Below are 12,965 nucleotides of genomic sequence, written 5' to 3' on the forward strand. Positions count from 1 at the left end.
CGTGGCACCCGACGACGACGCCCCGGATGCCGCGGCTCACGCGTCGGGCGACGGCACCACCCCGAGGGTGCGCAAGACGGGCCGCCGCCGTGCCTCGACGGCGCCCGTTCCCGGCAGCGACCCCACGCCGCAGGCCACGCCCGACGGCAGGCCCGTGCGGGCGGCGGAGGACACCGAGCAGGCGTGGGGCGACCGACCGCCTGGGGCGGCGGCATCCGGGCCCAACGACGACCGGCTGAAGCGCGACAAACCGCCGCACTGGTAGGGCCGCCGCACTGGTAGGGCCGCCGCACGGGTAGGGCCGCCGCACTGGAAGAGCTAGTGCTTGGGCGTGTGGCCCTCGCCGGGCGCGGACTCGAGAGCGGCCGCGGCGTTCTGACGTGAGAGCAGGTCGCGGATCTCGATCAGCAGCTCGGTCTCGGTCGGCGGCAGCTCTTCCTTGGTGTCTTCGATCGACTCCGCCGGGGTGCTCTTGATGGCGAACGCCGCCTTCTTCAAGTGATTGATGGGCAGCACGAACACGAAGTAGACCACCACCGCCACGATCAGGAACTGGATGATCGAGCCGAGCACGGCTCCGAACATCAGCTGCGAGCCGTTGATCTCGACGATGCCCGCGTTGTCGAGGCTGTCGGACTTGAAGGCCGCGCTGATCAGCGGGTTGAAGATGTTGTTGACGATCGAGTTGACCACGGCGGTGAACGCGGCGCCGATGACGACGGCGACCGCGAGGTCGATCACGTTGCCGCGGAGGATGAACTCCCTGAATCCCTTGAACATGCCGTCATCTCCCCGTTTTGGATCGTGTCGCGGCCCGGCCGGGCCTCCACCAGCCTAGGACGAACTGGTTGAGGGGCTCGTCTTGGCCGGGGCGGGGCTCGATGCCGGGGTGCTCTTCGAGCCCGAGGAATCGGATGAGCCGGAGCCGGAGCCGGAGCCACCCGATGACGACGACGAGTCGGACGAAGCCGCCCCTGAACCGCCCGATCCCGAGCCGCCCGATCCCGACCCCGACTTCTGGCCGGCGCGCGAGTCGGTGCGGTAGAAGCCCGACCCGTTGAACGTCACGCCCACGGGGCTGAACACCTTGCGGAGTTTGCCGCCGCAGACCGGGCACACGGTGAGGGTGTCGTCGGTGAAGGCCTGCTGGATGTCGAAGGCGTTGTCGCATTCCGTGCAGCGGTAGGAGTAGGTGGGCAAGAAGGCCTCCAGTGGGCAGAGTGGATCGAAAGCGGTGATGCCGAGCGGGCTCAGCGGGTGAAGCGGATGATCTTCGTGGGCGTGACGACTCCGTCGACGGGGGCGTCGTGGATCTCGCGGGGCACCTCGTCGAGCACCTCGTCGTCGAAGACGACCGCGAACACCGGGGGGCACTTCTCCATCGACCCGAGCGTGCGGTCGAAGTAGCCGCGGCCCCAGCCCATGCGGGTGCCGCGCGTGTCGACGGCCGAGGCGGGGATGAGGATGAGGTCGGCGTCGTTGATGGCGATGGGGCCGAGGATGCCGCCGACCGGCTCCGGCAGGCCGTAGAGGCCTTCGGTCTCGGTCTCGCCGTCGCCTTCGGCCCAGTCGAGCAAGCCGTCTTGCCGAGCGATCGGCAGCAGCACCCGCCGGCCGTCGGCGAGGGCCCAGTTGAGGAACTCGCGGGTGTCGGGCTCGAACGAGGTGGAGAGGTAGCAGGCGATAGTGCGGGCGTCGAGTTCGCGCGCCAGTTCGACGAGGTTCGCGGTGAAGCCGAGGTTGGCCGAGTCGACCACGTGGGCGGGCCGAGTGCGCCGGCGTTCCCGCAGTTCGGCGCGGAGTGCCCGCTTGTCGTGGGAGACGTCGGAAGCCATGGCTGCAATTGTAAGTGCGTGCGGTGACAGGAGTGTTTCGTGGCCGACATCCGGTGGTCATCAAACGTGGATACGCTTGACCGTCATGGGGACACATCTGACGAAAGCAGTAATTCCGGCGGCGGGCCTCGGCACGCGATTCCTTCCTGCCACCAAGGCGATGCCGAAGGAGATGCTGCCGGTGGTCGACAAGCCGGCCATCCAGTACGTCGTGGAGGAGGCGGTCGACGCCGGCCTCAACGACGTGCTCGTGGTGACCGGCCGCAACAAGGCCGCCATCGAGAACCACTTCGACCGGGTCTACGAGCTCGAGTCGACGCTGGAGCAGAAGGGCAAGGGCGACATGCTGAGGGTGGTCAACGAGTCGACCGCCCTCGCCGAGATGCACTACGTGCGCCAGGGCGACCCGCTCGGTCTCGGTCACGCCGTGCTGCGCTCGCGCATGCACGTGGGCCACGAGCCGTTCGCCGTGCTGCTCGGCGACGACATCATCGACGCCCGCGACCCGCTGCTGAAGCGCATGCTCGAGGTGCAGCAGAGCCGCAGCGCGACCGTCATCGCGCTGATGGAGGTCGACCCCTCGATGACCCACCTCTACGGTGTGGCGTCGGTCGAGGCCACCGACGACGACGACGTGGTGAAGGTCACCGGCCTCGTCGAGAAGCCCGAGAAGGGCACCGCTCCGTCGAACCTCGCGGTCATCGGCCGCTACGTGCTGCAGCCCGAGGTGTTCGACGTGCTCGAGAACACTCCGCCCGGAAAGGGCGGCGAGATCCAGCTGACGGATGCGCTGCTGACGCTCGCCGACGACGACTCGATCGCGGGCGGCGTCTACGGCGTGGTGTTCCGCGGGCGTCGTTACGACACCGGCGACAAGCTCGACTACATCAAGGCCATCGTGCAGCTCGCCACCGACCGTTCCGACCTCGGCCCCGACCTGCGGCCGTGGCTCAAGGACTTCGTCGGCGGTCTCTGACCGCACGCTCGGCAATGTTCGTTCCCACACTCTCCGAGGGCGCCGTCGTGGTGCGCCCCATCCGCGTGCGCGACGCCAAGCCGCTCGAGCGCGAGCTGGTGGAGAACCGGTCGTGGCTGCGCAAGTGGGAGGCGACCAACCCGAACGGGCCGATGTCGTTCGACACCCGGGCCAGCATCCGCTCGCTGCAGGCGAATGCGCGAGCGGGGCTGGGCCTGCCGTTCATCCTCGAGCACGAGGGCGAGATCGCGGGCCAGCTGAACGTGTCGTCGATCAGCTACGGCTCGGTGGCGTCGGCGTCGATCGGCTACTGGGTGTCGGAGCGGTTCGCCGGCAAGAACATCACGCCGATCGGGGTGGCGCTGGCCTCGGACTACTGCTTCTACTCGGTGGGGCTGCATCGCATCGAGATCTGCATCCGGCCCGAGAACGCCCCGAGCCTGCGCGTGGTCGAGAAGCTCGGGTTCCGCTACGAGGGCCTGCGGCGGCGCTACATCCACATCAACGGCGACTGGCGCGACCACTTCTGCTTCGCGCTCGTGCGCGAGGAGCTGCCCGTCGGCGTGCTGCGCCGGTGGCGCGAGGGCGGCATCCCGGCCGGCGACGGATCGGTGCCCGAGAGCGAGCGCATCGCCGCCCTGCGCCCGCTGCCCGTGCAGCCGCGCTGACGGCATCTTCGCCGCTCTTTATCGACACGCGCCCGCCGTGCCGGGGCTGATGGGCGCGCCGCCCATACCGTAGGGAGCATGACAACGGAATGGCTCGGCGGAGGGTTCATGATCGCCCTCGCGGCGGTGCTCTGGCTTGTCTATCTGGTGCCCTCGTGGTTCCGCAGCCGGCAATATCTCGCCACCGAGCGCAACGCCGTGCGGCTGCAGCAGACTCTCCGCATCCTGGCCGAGACGTCGGAGATGCCCGACGAGGTGCGGGTCGAGGCGAGCGCCCGCCGCATCGCCGAGCAGGAACGCATCCTGAAGCACCGGGTCGCCGAGCAGCAGGCCGAGGCGATTCCGGCGGCGGTGCGCACGGCCGACCGGTTGCGTCGCTCGCGCGCGGTCACGGCCGGAGTGCTGGCGCTGTCGATCGCCGTCGCGGTGCTCGGCGGCATGCAGGCGGTCTACACCGGAGCCTGGATCATCCTGGTCGGCGGCGTCATCTCGTCGGTGGTCGCCATCGCGGTGCTGGTGAAACTCTCGACCGCGGGGCGGCGGCTCAAGCTCCCGCGGCCCGCGCTGCAGGCCGCGCCGGCGTTCGTCGACCACGCGGAGACCGGCGACGAGTACGACGAACGCGACGAGTTCGACGAGTTCGACGGGGCCGATGTCGACGCCGAGGGCGACGAGCTCGAAGAGGGCAGCCCGGTGTCGTCGTGGATTCCCGTGGCCGTGCCGCGACCGCTCTACCTCGCCGGCGGAGCCGCTGCGCCGCTGGGGCTCGAGAGCACGTCCTTCTCGGCCGAGCAGACACCGGATGCCGCCGCACATGCCACGTCGGCCGGCTCACTTGCCCGTGCCGCGGCCGACGGCTTCGCAGAGACAGACTCGGCTGCAGACGCGCAAGCCGACCCCGACGCCGAGGCGACTGCCGCCGCCGCTCGCACCCACCAGGAGTCGCTGCTGCGCGCCGCCGCCGAGGCCGAGGAAGCGCTGCGCGCCCGTCTGGCGGCCGAACACGAGACGGTCGCCGAACTGCCGGCCCCCAAGCCCGTTGCCGAGCCGGCACCGGCCGCGCCGTCGCGCTTCGCGCGCATGGGCATCGTCGACGACGACACGACGTCGCACCTCGACCTCGACGCTGTTCTCGCCGCCCGCCGCGCGGGCTGAGCGCGCGGTTGCCGCCCCCCGGCGGCGTCGAAGACGCGGCCGTAACGGGCGTGAGCGCACCGGGCGATAGCCCGCGCGCGGGGTGAGCCGCGGCATCCGTTGCCGGTCGTGCGCGGCGGGCGTAACGTGGCGATCGCACATCCGAGCGAGGGGATTGCCATGGTCGACGACGACGAGAACCCGGTCACGAAATACCACACCGAGGGTTTTCCGAAACAGCAGCAGGAGCAACCCGGGCTGATCGGCAAGACCGACCCGCGGCCCGATCACGGCGAAGAGAGCTACGTCGGCACGAGCCGCCTCAAGGGCCGGCGGGCGCTCATCACCGGCGGCGACTCGGGCATCGGCCGTGCGGTCGCCATCGCCTTTGCGCGCGAGGGGGCGGATGTCGCGATCTCGTACCTGCCCGAGGAGCAGGTGGATGCCGACGACACCGCCCGCTGGATCCGTGCCACCGAACGGCGCGCTCTGCTGCTGCCGGGCGACGCACGCGACGAGGCCTACTCCACCGGCCTCGTCGACCGCACCATCGCGGAGCTCGGCGGCCTCGACGTGATCGTGCTCAACGCGGCCTATCAAGAGAACCGCGACGGCCTCGAGAACGTGCCGACAGAGGAGTTCGATCGCGTGTTCAAGACCAACCTCTACTCCATCATGTGGATCGCTCGGCAGGCCATCCCGCGCCTGTCACCCGGGGCGTCGATCATCGTCACGACCTCGGTGCAGGCGTTCACGCCGTCGCCCGCGCTGATCGACTACGCGATGACCAAGGCGGCGCAGGTCGCGTTCGTGAAGGCGCTCGCGCAGCAGCTCGGCTCCCGCGGCATCCGCGTGAACGGGGTGGCGCCCGGCCCGATCTGGACCCCGCTCATCCCGGCCACGTCGTGGCCCGACAAACTGCCGACGTTCGGGCAGGACACCCCGCTCGGCCGGGCCGGGCAGCCCGCCGAACTCGCCCCGGCCTACGTCTTCCTCGCCTCGTCGGAGGCGTCGTACGTCTCGGGCGCGATCGTGCCCGTGACCGGGGGGAAACCCCTCTGAACAACGCCGCGAACACCGAACACCGAACACCGAACACGGAGGACGCCATGCCCGGCAAGAGCACACCACCCCAGCTGAAAGACCCCGGCCTCTACGAGAAACTGCGCGACGAGGGCGACTCGAAACAGAAGGCTGCACGCATCTCGAACGCCGTCGCCGCCCGCGGCAGCACGTCGGTGGGCCGGAAGGGCGGCGAGTCGGGCTCCTATGACGACTGGACCGTGCCCGAGCTCAAGAAGCGCGCCAAGGAGATCGGCCTGACGGGCTACTCGAAGAAGACGAAGCCGCAGCTGGTGAAGGCACTGCGCGATTCCTGAGGCGACGCGGGCCGCGGCATCCGTCGCATGCCGCTCGGGGAATGGGCCGGGCTCCTAGGATGACTGCATGAGCGAGGCCGCTGCAGTCCGAACGTCATCGGGCCGGTCGACGGCCGCGAACAGCGCATCGTCGATCGACCTGTCGAAGCGCGATCTGACCCTCGACCTCGCGCGCGTGTTCTGCGTGCTGCTCGTGGTCGTGATCCACCTGTTGATGGTCGGCGTCGGGTTCGGGGCCGACGGAGCGGTCGAGGTGTCGCGGCCCCTGGAGTCGCAGTGGTGGTTCGCGCCCGTCACCTGGGCGGGGCAGATCATGCCCCTGTTCTTCGTGGTGGGCGGGTTCGCGTCGATCACCGCGTGGCGCTCGCTCGGTCGCCGCGGCGGCACCGCCGACGACTACGTGCGAAACCGGGTGCTGCGGCTCGCGCAGCCCGCGCTGCCCCTGTTCGTCTTCTACGTCGTGGTGATCGGCGGCGCGAGGCTGATCGGCATCGACCCGCAGCTGGTCGACCTCGCGGTGGTGGGAGCGGCGTCGCCACTCTGGTTCCTCGCCGCCTACACGCTCTGCCAGGCGCTCGTGCCGCTCATGGCGGGCTGGCACACGCGGGCACCCCGCGCCACCCTCGCCGTGCTGCTGGCCGGCGCCGTCGCGGTCGATGGCCTGCGCTTCGCGACCGGCATCGACGAGATCGGTCTGGCGAACCTGTTCTTCGTGTGGTTGCTGGTGCAGCAACTCGGCTTCTGGTATGCCGACGGATGGTTCGCCGCGCGTCGCTGGTTCACGCTCGTGCTGATCGCGGTGGTGGCCTACGCCTCGCTCGTGCCGATGACCGTGTGGGGGCCGTACTCCGACGACATGCTGACCAACCTCAATCCGCCCACGTTGCCACTGGTGGCGCTCGCGGTGGCGCAGGCCTGCATCCTGCGGCTGCTGCGACCGGCGCTGGCGCGACTGATGAACACCCACGCGGCGCGGGCGTTCGTGTTCGTGATCGGCACGCGGCTGATGACGATCTACCTCTGGCACCTGCCGGTCATCCTGATCGTGTCGGGAGCGGCATTGCTGATCCCGGGGGCGAGCCCGGCTCCGGCGAGCCCCGCCTGGTGGTGGTCGCGGCCGCTCGTGTTCGTGGTCGTGCTCGCTGCGGTGTTCGGCCTGTCGTTCATCGTGGGGCGGTGGGAGGCGCCACGTGAGGTCGGCGTGACGCCGCCGACGGGCGTGGTGGCGGTGGCCACGGTGTTGGCCTTCATCCCGCCGTTCGCGGTGATGGAGTGGTTCATGGACCTGCCGATCGCCGTCGTTGGCAGCCTCCTGCTGTCGGCGTCGATCCTGCTGCTCGGGCGGTGGAAAGGTCCCCGGCAGGCGCTGCCGGCACCGCATTCGCATTCGGCGGGGATTTCGTCGTAAACTATCGAGGTTGTCGTTTCGGCGTCAGCGGGGCTATGGCGCAGTTGGTAGCGCGTCTCGTTCGCAATGAGAAGGTCCGGGGTTCGAATCCCCGTAGCTCCACCACCGAAGCACCCCCGAGATCAGGCCGATCTCGGGGGGTTCCTTTCTGTGCGGCAGCGGGATGGCGCCGTTCACGACCGGATGGCCTCCGCGAGCACGGCCGCTTCGCTGATGTCGGGCTGCTTCGTCGCGGTGAGCAGCGTGAGTGGGCCGGTCGCCGCGAGATCGCGGAGGTGCTGCAGATCGGCGGCTCGCTCGGCGTCGTCGAGCTCCGCCCGGTAGCGGCGGGCGAACTCGTCGAACCTCTCGGGCACGTGTCCGTACCACTCCCGCAGCTCGGGCGACGGGGCGATGCCCTTCAACCACTCGGTCAGGTGGGCGCGCTCTTTGCTCACGCCGCGGGGCCAGAGTCTGTCGACCAGGACGCGTGCGCCATCCGTCTGCGCCGGCTCGTCGTAGACCCGGCGAACCGTCACCTGTTCGCTCACCACGGCTTCATCTTCCTCCGTCGCGGGCGGCACGTCACGCGTCGTGGTCGTGGTGATCGTGGTCGCCGCGACCGGCGCCCTCCTGGTGCTCGTCGTGCTCATCGTGCTCGTCGTCGAGCAGCATCCCCACCGACGTCGCGCAGGCATCGCCCCGCCACGCTTCGACGCCCTCGCGCACAGCGAAGGCCGCGATGACGAGCCCCGCGATCGCATCGGCCCACCACCAGCCGAGGAGGCTGTTCGCCACCAGCCCGACGAGCACGGCGGCGGACAGGTAGGTGCAGAGCAGCGTCTGCTTCGAGTCGGCCACCGCGGTGGCCGAGCCGAGTTCGCGCCCCGCTCGCCGTTCGGCGAGTGACAGGGCGGGCATCGCCACCACGCTCACGGCGGTGACGACGATGCCGAGCGGGGAGTGCTGCACCTCCTCCTGGCCCGCGAGGGCGAAGGCCGACGACACGACCACGTAGGCCGCGAGGGCGAAGAACGCGATCGCGATGACGCGGAGGGTCGGTTTCTCCCAGCGCTCCGGATCGCGGCGGGTGAACTGCCAGGCCACCGCCGCGGCCGAGAGCACCTCGATCACCGAGTCGAGACCGAAAGCGATCAGCGCCGTCGATGAGGCGATCGAGCCGGCGGTGATGGCGACGACCGCTTCGACCAGGTTGTAGGCGATGGTCGCGCCGACGATCCAGCGGATGCGCCGCTGCAGCACCCGGCGGTGCTCGCCGGACGCCGCAGGGTTCGCGGTGGTCACGCGCATGTGCAGCCGTCTCCGTCGCAGCAGTCGGGCTCGACCGTGAGCGTCACGCGCAGCAGCTCGTCGAGGGCCGTCGCCAGATGCGCATCGCTGAGGCGGTAGTGCGTGCGCCGCCCCTCGGGCACCGCCTCGACCAGGCCGCAACCGCGCAGGCACGCGAGCTGATTCGACATCACCTGGCGCGAGACGCCGAGCGCGTCGGCGAGGTCGGACGGGTAGGCGGGATGCCGCCGCAGCGCCAGCAGCACGCCCGCGCGAGTGGGATCGGCCAGCGCGCGGCCGAGCCGCGCGAACGCGGCGGTGTGCGTGAGCGTGGCGGTGGACATACCGCGACAGTACACGATGTCGTGAACTATCGGATGCTTGCACCGGCTCGACCGGGTTGGCATGATGTCGTGTTAACCGCGGAGGAGCAGCCATGGCCGACGACCCGACTCGAGACGACATCACGCGCACGCTCGCGTCGGGCGTGCGCGACCGGGGCATCGGGCTGGCCTACGGCGACCCGGTGACCGTGGGCGGTTCCACCGTGATTCCGGTCGCCTTCGTCAGCTACGGGTTCGGCGGGGTGGAGGATTCACCCACCTACGGCACAGGCGGCGGAGGCGGGGGAGTCGCGATTCCGCTCGGCGCCTACGTCGAGGGCCCTAATGGTGTGCGGTTCCGGGCGAACTCGATCGCGCTGCTCTCGCTCGCCATCCCGCTGCTCAGCACTCTCGGCTGGGCGATCTCGCTCATCGTTGCGAAGCGCCGCTGAGCTCTCGATTCGCGCCAGATCGTCACGCCCGAACACCCGACCGGCGATCCTGCTCTGCGGCGGGGCGTCGCTCGTCTCCTCGGCCGTAGCGTGGCCGCGATGCGCTCAGAGCGACGCCACCTGCCACACGGCCAGCGCCGACGAGAACGACATCAGGTCGGCCCCGGTGCGCAACGGCGAGCCGGTGAGGGCCTCGATGCGGCGCAGCCGCTGCAGCACGGTGTTCGGATGCACGCGCAGCGCGGTCGCTGCCGCCGAGCGGTCGGCGCCGCTGTCGAGAAAGGCGCGCAGCGTGCCGAGCAGGTCGCTGCCGCGCCGGGCGTCGTAGTCGATGACCGGGCCGAGCTGCCGCCGGGCGAATTCGAGCAGCGCATCGGGCCGGTCGACCTGCAGCAGCACGCCCAGGATGCCGAGCGATGCGGGCGAGACCGCTCCGTGAGTGCGGCCGGATGCCCGGGCCAGGTCGAACGCGCCCGCCGCCACGCGGTATGCGTCGGCCAGGTCGGAGCGCAGCCCGCCCGAGGAGGCCGCCAGCACGAGCTCGCCGGGGAAGGCGGCGCGCAGGGCCGCGTGCACCCGGTCGGCCGCGATCTCGGCCGCACCCGCCGGGCCGACGGGCCACAGCGCGACCACCCGGCCCTGGTGCTCTGCCACGAGCGGCGCCCCGTGGTCGGGTGATTCTCCGGCGAGGCGGACGGTCGACACCGCCGACAGGGCCGAGAGCAGCCGCCGGTGCTCGTCACGCCCGCCCCGGCCGGGCACCTCGGCCACCACCGCCAGGCGGAGATCGGCGAGTTCGTGGCCGAGGGCGCGGGCGCGCCGCTCGGCCTGCTCGCTCACCCCGAACAGCAGCACGTCGCTCACCAGCTCGCCCCGGATGCGGTACTCGGTCTCCTGCGCCGTGCGCCGGCGCAGCAGCTCGAGGGCGATCACGACGGTGGCGTGGTCGACTGCGCGGGCGTCGATCGGGTCGAACTCCGGCGGGATCGGAGTGCCGCCACCGGGTGCCCCGTCGCGGGCGTCGGGCTGACCGTCTGCCGTCCCGGCCCGGGCTCCGATCAGCAGGAAGCCGACGGTCTCGGAGCCGAGGGTCACGGGGCGGGACACCGGGGCGGAGCCGTCCACGGCATCCGCGGCATCCGCCCCCGAGCAGGCGAGCAACTCGCCAGCCGTTCCCCGCATCAGCACCGACCGGCCGATGAGCTCGGCGAGCGTGTCGACGACTCCCGCGATGCCGCCCGACTCGAGCGAGACGCGCAGCATTCGCTGGTGGATGGCCTCCGACCGGGTGAGCAGGTCGCGCTGGGTCACCAGGGACTCGTTAGCGTGGCGCAGGTCGTCGACGAGGGAGGCCGAGTGCAAGGCCGCCGCCGCGTAGCCGGCGAGCAGTGTGAGGCGCTCGATCTCGGCGGCCGAGTACTCGTGGGTGACCGCGTGGTAGCCGTTCAGCGTGCCGAGCACCCCGCCCGCGGCCCGGAGCGGCACGCTGATCATCGAGTGGTAGCCCTGCTGGAGAGCCACGCCGCCCCACGGCGCGAAGCCGCTCTCGGTGGCGATGTCGGAGACAGTGACGGGCTGGCCGCTGAAGTAGGCGCGGCTCGAGGGGGCCGTGCCGCCCAGAGTGACGGGGCTCGAGCTGTTCACGCTGTCGACGTAGCGGCGCGACAGGCCGCTCCAACCGGCGATGACGAGGGCGCTCGACTCGGCGTCGGGCACGAGCACGCCGCAGAAGTCGAAGCCGAGCAGCTCCCTGGCCGTGGTGGCGACGAGCCGGAGCGACTCCGCCACCGGCAGGCCCGAGCCGACGATCGAGCTCAGTTCGCGCAGTCGGCCCAGCCACATCATCAATTCGCTCTCCATGGTTGATGTCATCACGAACATGAGATCAGAGCAAGTGTGTGGCTCAGAACATTGTGCGGGCCGAGGGCCGTGGGCACACTGGTCAGCACCGGAAGCGGCATCGGAGCCTTCGTCCCTCTTCCACCCGGTACCGGTTCCGACACGAGGAGAGAATCAATGACGATCACCGACAGCCGCACCGCCGAGGCCCCCTCGGAGACGCCCACCCGCGACATCCTCAACCCCTCCACCGGCAAGGTCATCCGCACCGTTCCCGAGCACGGCGCCGCCGATGTCGACCGGGCCGTGACCACCGCCCGCGAGGCCTTCGAGACCGGGCCTTGGGCGACGATGCATCCGAGCGACCGCTCCCGCATCCTGCTGCGCATCGCCGACGAGATCGAGGCCTCGACCGAGGAGCTCTACCGACTCGAGGCCCTCAACAACGGCCGCCCGGTCACCGAGACCCGCGCGCAGCTCGCCCGGGTGCCGGAGTGGTTCCGCTACAACGCGGGGCTGCTCGCCGCGCAGCGCACCGGGGTGCTGCCGAGCGACGGACCCTACCTCACCTACCAGCGCCGCGCCCCGCTCGGCGTCTGCGGCATCATCACCCCGTTCAATCACCCCATGCTGATCCTCGCCCGCAGCCTCTCGGCCGCACTGGCGAACGGCAACACCGTGGTGGTGAAGCCCTCCGAGCTCACGCCGCTCACCTCCCTCGCGCTGCTGCCCGTGCTCGAGCGCGCCGGTGTTCCCGCCGGGGTCGTGCAGGTGATCACCGGAGCTGCGGAGGCCGGCCGTCGACTCACCGAGCACCCCGACATCGCCAAGATCACGCTCACCGGCGGAACCGAGACCGGCCGCTCGGCCGCCGTCGCCACCGCGCGCCGCTTCGCCCGGATGACCGCCGAGCTCGGCGGCAAGACCCCCGTGATCGTGTTCGACGACGTCGACCCGCGCGAGGCCGCAGAGGGCGCTGCCTTCTCGGCCTTCGTCGCGGCCGGCCAGTCCTGCGTGGCCGGCTCCCGCTTCCTGGTGCAGCGCGACGTCTACGACGAGTTCGTCGAGCACCTCACCGCCCGCGCCGAGGCGATCCGGGTCGGCGACCCCACCAGCCTCGAGACCCAGATGGGCCCGCTGATCAGCGCCCGGCAGCGGGGCAAGGTGGCCGACCTGGTCGACTCGAGCCGCCCCGAGGGCGCCCGGATCACCACCGGCGGCTCCGTGCCCGAGCTCCCCGGTAAACTCGCCGACGGCTTCTTCTACAGCCCCACCGTCATCGCCGACGCCACCATGCGGATGCGGGTGGCGCGCGAGGAGATCTTCGGCCCGGTGGCCGTCGTCATCCCCTTCGACACCGAAGACGAGGCGGTGGCGATGGCGAACGACAACCCCTACGGCCTCGGTGCCGGCGTGTGGACGCACCGGCTCGACCGCGGACACCGCGTCGCCGACCGCATCAAGGCCGGCATGGTGTGGATCAACGACCACCACCGCCTCGAGCCCTCGCTGCCCTGGGGCGGCATCAAGGAGTCGGGTATCGGGAAGGACGCCGGGATCGAGTCGTTCGACGAGTTCTCCTGGCTGAAGACCGTGGTCACCCGCATCGCGCCCGACTCCGTCGACTGGTACGGCGGCGCGGGCACCGAACGCCTCAACTGACGCATCCGCAGCATCCCACC

General features: G+C 70.7%; 16 protein-coding genes and 1 tRNA gene. 10 read left to right on the forward strand and 7 right to left on the reverse strand.

The features are described 5' to 3' along the window. Position 1 precedes the first annotated feature (1 nt). Positions 2-265 carry a hypothetical protein gene (locus N1032_RS03245; protein ID WP_259537405.1) on the forward strand — a complete coding sequence of 88 codons (264 nt, stop codon included), beginning with the start codon at positions 2-4 and terminating at the stop codon, positions 263-265. 53 nt (positions 266-318) lie between these two features. On the opposite strand, the gene mscL is transcribed toward N1032_RS03245, so the two are convergent. Genes mscL through N1032_RS03260 form a run of 3 tightly spaced genes read right to left on the reverse strand, consistent with a single transcriptional unit; the run spans position 319 to position 1,835 of the window. Next, the gene (gene mscL, locus N1032_RS03250) at positions 319-780 is read right to left on the reverse strand and encodes a large conductance mechanosensitive channel protein MscL (protein WP_259537407.1); all 462 of its coding nucleotides are present in this window, start codon (positions 778-780) and stop codon (positions 319-321) included. A gap of 54 nt (positions 781-834) precedes the next feature. Beyond that, a complete protein-coding gene (locus N1032_RS03255) occupies positions 835-1,200 on the reverse strand; it encodes an FmdB family zinc ribbon protein (protein WP_259537408.1) in 366 nt (121 codons plus the stop codon). A gap of 50 nt (positions 1,201-1,250) precedes the next feature. Then, a complete protein-coding gene (locus tag N1032_RS03260) occupies positions 1,251-1,835 on the reverse strand; it encodes a 5-formyltetrahydrofolate cyclo-ligase (protein WP_259537410.1) in 585 nt (194 codons plus the stop codon). Positions 1,836-1,920: 85 nt separating this feature from the next. Here N1032_RS03260 and galU point away from each other — a divergent pair, with 85 nt between their 5' ends. The 7 genes from galU to N1032_RS03295 all read left to right on the forward strand — a co-directional run bounded on the left by galU (position 1,921) and on the right by N1032_RS03295 (position 7,505). After that, positions 1,921-2,811, forward strand: coding sequence for a UTP--glucose-1-phosphate uridylyltransferase GalU (galU, locus tag N1032_RS03265; protein ID WP_259537411.1), 891 nt, complete (start codon positions 1,921-1,923; stop codon positions 2,809-2,811). A 14-nt stretch (positions 2,812-2,825) separates the two neighbouring features. After that, on the forward strand, positions 2,826-3,479 hold the full coding sequence (locus N1032_RS03270) for a GNAT family N-acetyltransferase (RefSeq protein WP_259537412.1): 654 nt from the start codon (positions 2,826-2,828) through the stop codon (positions 3,477-3,479). Positions 3,480-3,557: 78 nt separating this feature from the next. Continuing rightward, positions 3,558-4,634: a hypothetical protein gene (locus N1032_RS03275; RefSeq protein ID WP_259537413.1), complete on the forward strand. Its 1,077-nt coding sequence runs from the start codon at positions 3,558-3,560 to the stop codon at positions 4,632-4,634. Positions 4,635-4,793: 159 nt separating this feature from the next. After that, positions 4,794-5,675, forward strand: coding sequence for an SDR family oxidoreductase (locus tag N1032_RS03280; RefSeq protein ID WP_259537414.1), 882 nt, complete (start codon positions 4,794-4,796; stop codon positions 5,673-5,675). A gap of 47 nt (positions 5,676-5,722) precedes the next feature. Further along, positions 5,723-5,992 (forward strand): DUF7218 family protein, encoded by a 270-nt coding sequence (locus N1032_RS03285; protein WP_259537415.1) that lies wholly within the window; start codon positions 5,723-5,725, stop codon positions 5,990-5,992. 67 nt (positions 5,993-6,059) lie between these two features. After that, positions 6,060-7,400, forward strand: a complete 1,341-nt coding sequence (locus tag N1032_RS03290) for an acyltransferase family protein (RefSeq protein WP_259537416.1) — start codon at positions 6,060-6,062, stop codon at positions 7,398-7,400. A 29-nt stretch (positions 7,401-7,429) separates the two neighbouring features. After that, a tRNA-Ala gene (locus N1032_RS03295) sits at positions 7,430-7,505 on the forward strand. Positions 7,506-7,573: 68 nt separating this feature from the next. On the opposite strand, the gene N1032_RS03300 is transcribed toward N1032_RS03295, so the two are convergent. The 3 genes from N1032_RS03300 to N1032_RS03310 are packed head-to-tail and all read right to left on the reverse strand — an operon-like array spanning position 7,574 to position 9,013. Then, positions 7,574-8,032 (reverse strand): DUF488 domain-containing protein, encoded by a 459-nt coding sequence (locus tag N1032_RS03300; protein ID WP_310795913.1) that lies wholly within the window; start codon positions 8,030-8,032, stop codon positions 7,574-7,576. Continuing rightward, positions 7,965-8,690 (reverse strand): cation transporter, encoded by a 726-nt coding sequence (locus N1032_RS03305; protein WP_259537420.1) that lies wholly within the window; start codon positions 8,688-8,690, stop codon positions 7,965-7,967. Before N1032_RS03305 ends, N1032_RS03300 begins: the two co-directional genes overlap by 68 nt. Next, positions 8,681-9,013: an ArsR/SmtB family transcription factor gene (locus tag N1032_RS03310; protein WP_259537422.1), complete on the reverse strand. Its 333-nt coding sequence runs from the start codon at positions 9,011-9,013 to the stop codon at positions 8,681-8,683. The genes N1032_RS03305 and N1032_RS03310 overlap by 10 nt, the downstream gene beginning before the upstream one ends. 92 nt (positions 9,014-9,105) lie before the next feature. On the opposite strand from N1032_RS03310, the gene N1032_RS03315 reads away from it, so the two are divergent. After that, a complete protein-coding gene (locus tag N1032_RS03315) occupies positions 9,106-9,444 on the forward strand; it encodes a hypothetical protein (RefSeq protein ID WP_259537423.1) in 339 nt (112 codons plus the stop codon). Between the two features lie 105 nt (positions 9,445-9,549). On the opposite strand, the gene N1032_RS03320 is transcribed toward N1032_RS03315, so the two are convergent. Continuing rightward, positions 9,550-11,316 carry a helix-turn-helix domain-containing protein gene (locus tag N1032_RS03320; RefSeq protein WP_259537424.1) on the reverse strand — a complete coding sequence of 589 codons (1,767 nt, stop codon included), beginning with the start codon at positions 11,314-11,316 and terminating at the stop codon, positions 9,550-9,552. Positions 11,317-11,460: 144 nt separating this feature from the next. Here N1032_RS03320 and N1032_RS03325 point away from each other — a divergent pair, with 144 nt between their 5' ends. Continuing rightward, positions 11,461-12,945, forward strand: a complete 1,485-nt coding sequence (locus N1032_RS03325; RefSeq protein WP_259537425.1) for an aldehyde dehydrogenase — start codon at positions 11,461-11,463, stop codon at positions 12,943-12,945. Positions 12,946-12,965 lie beyond the last annotated feature (20 nt).

This window comes from Herbiconiux daphne (genome assembly GCF_024979295.1).
Lineage (GTDB): Bacteria > Actinomycetota > Actinomycetes > Actinomycetales > Microbacteriaceae > Herbiconiux > Herbiconiux daphnes.

What these genes read in the sequence shown, in the direction of transcription:
- mscL (WP_259537407.1), bottom strand. Translation starts at nt 780, where the DNA reads ATGTTCAAGGGATTCAGGGAGTTCATCCTCCGCGGCAACGTGATCGAC.
- N1032_RS03260 (WP_259537410.1), bottom strand. Translation starts at nt 1,835, where the DNA reads ATGGCTTCCGACGTCTCCCACGACAAGCGGGCACTCCGCGCCGAACTG.
- galU (WP_259537411.1), top strand. Translation starts at nt 1,921, where the DNA reads ATGGGGACACATCTGACGAAAGCAGTAATTCCGGCGGCGGGCCTCGGC.
- N1032_RS03270 (WP_259537412.1), top strand. Translation starts at nt 2,826, where the DNA reads ATGTTCGTTCCCACACTCTCCGAGGGCGCCGTCGTGGTGCGCCCCATC.
- N1032_RS03275 (WP_259537413.1), top strand. Translation starts at nt 3,558, where the DNA reads ATGACAACGGAATGGCTCGGCGGAGGGTTCATGATCGCCCTCGCGGCG.
- N1032_RS03280 (WP_259537414.1), top strand. Translation starts at nt 4,794, where the DNA reads ATGGTCGACGACGACGAGAACCCGGTCACGAAATACCACACCGAGGGT.
- N1032_RS03285 (WP_259537415.1), top strand. Translation starts at nt 5,723, where the DNA reads ATGCCCGGCAAGAGCACACCACCCCAGCTGAAAGACCCCGGCCTCTAC.
- N1032_RS03290 (WP_259537416.1), top strand. Translation starts at nt 6,060, where the DNA reads ATGAGCGAGGCCGCTGCAGTCCGAACGTCATCGGGCCGGTCGACGGCC.
- N1032_RS03300 (WP_310795913.1), bottom strand. Translation starts at nt 8,032, where the DNA reads ATGAGCACGACGAGCACCAGGAGGGCGCCGGTCGCGGCGACCACGATC.
- N1032_RS03305 (WP_259537420.1), bottom strand. Translation starts at nt 8,690, where the DNA reads ATGCGCGTGACCACCGCGAACCCTGCGGCGTCCGGCGAGCACCGCCGG.
- N1032_RS03310 (WP_259537422.1), bottom strand. Translation starts at nt 9,013, where the DNA reads ATGTCCACCGCCACGCTCACGCACACCGCCGCGTTCGCGCGGCTCGGC.
- N1032_RS03315 (WP_259537423.1), top strand. Translation starts at nt 9,106, where the DNA reads ATGGCCGACGACCCGACTCGAGACGACATCACGCGCACGCTCGCGTCG.
- N1032_RS03320 (WP_259537424.1), bottom strand. Translation starts at nt 11,316, where the DNA reads ATGACATCAACCATGGAGAGCGAATTGATGATGTGGCTGGGCCGACTG.
- N1032_RS03325 (WP_259537425.1), top strand. Translation starts at nt 11,461, where the DNA reads ATGACGATCACCGACAGCCGCACCGCCGAGGCCCCCTCGGAGACGCCC.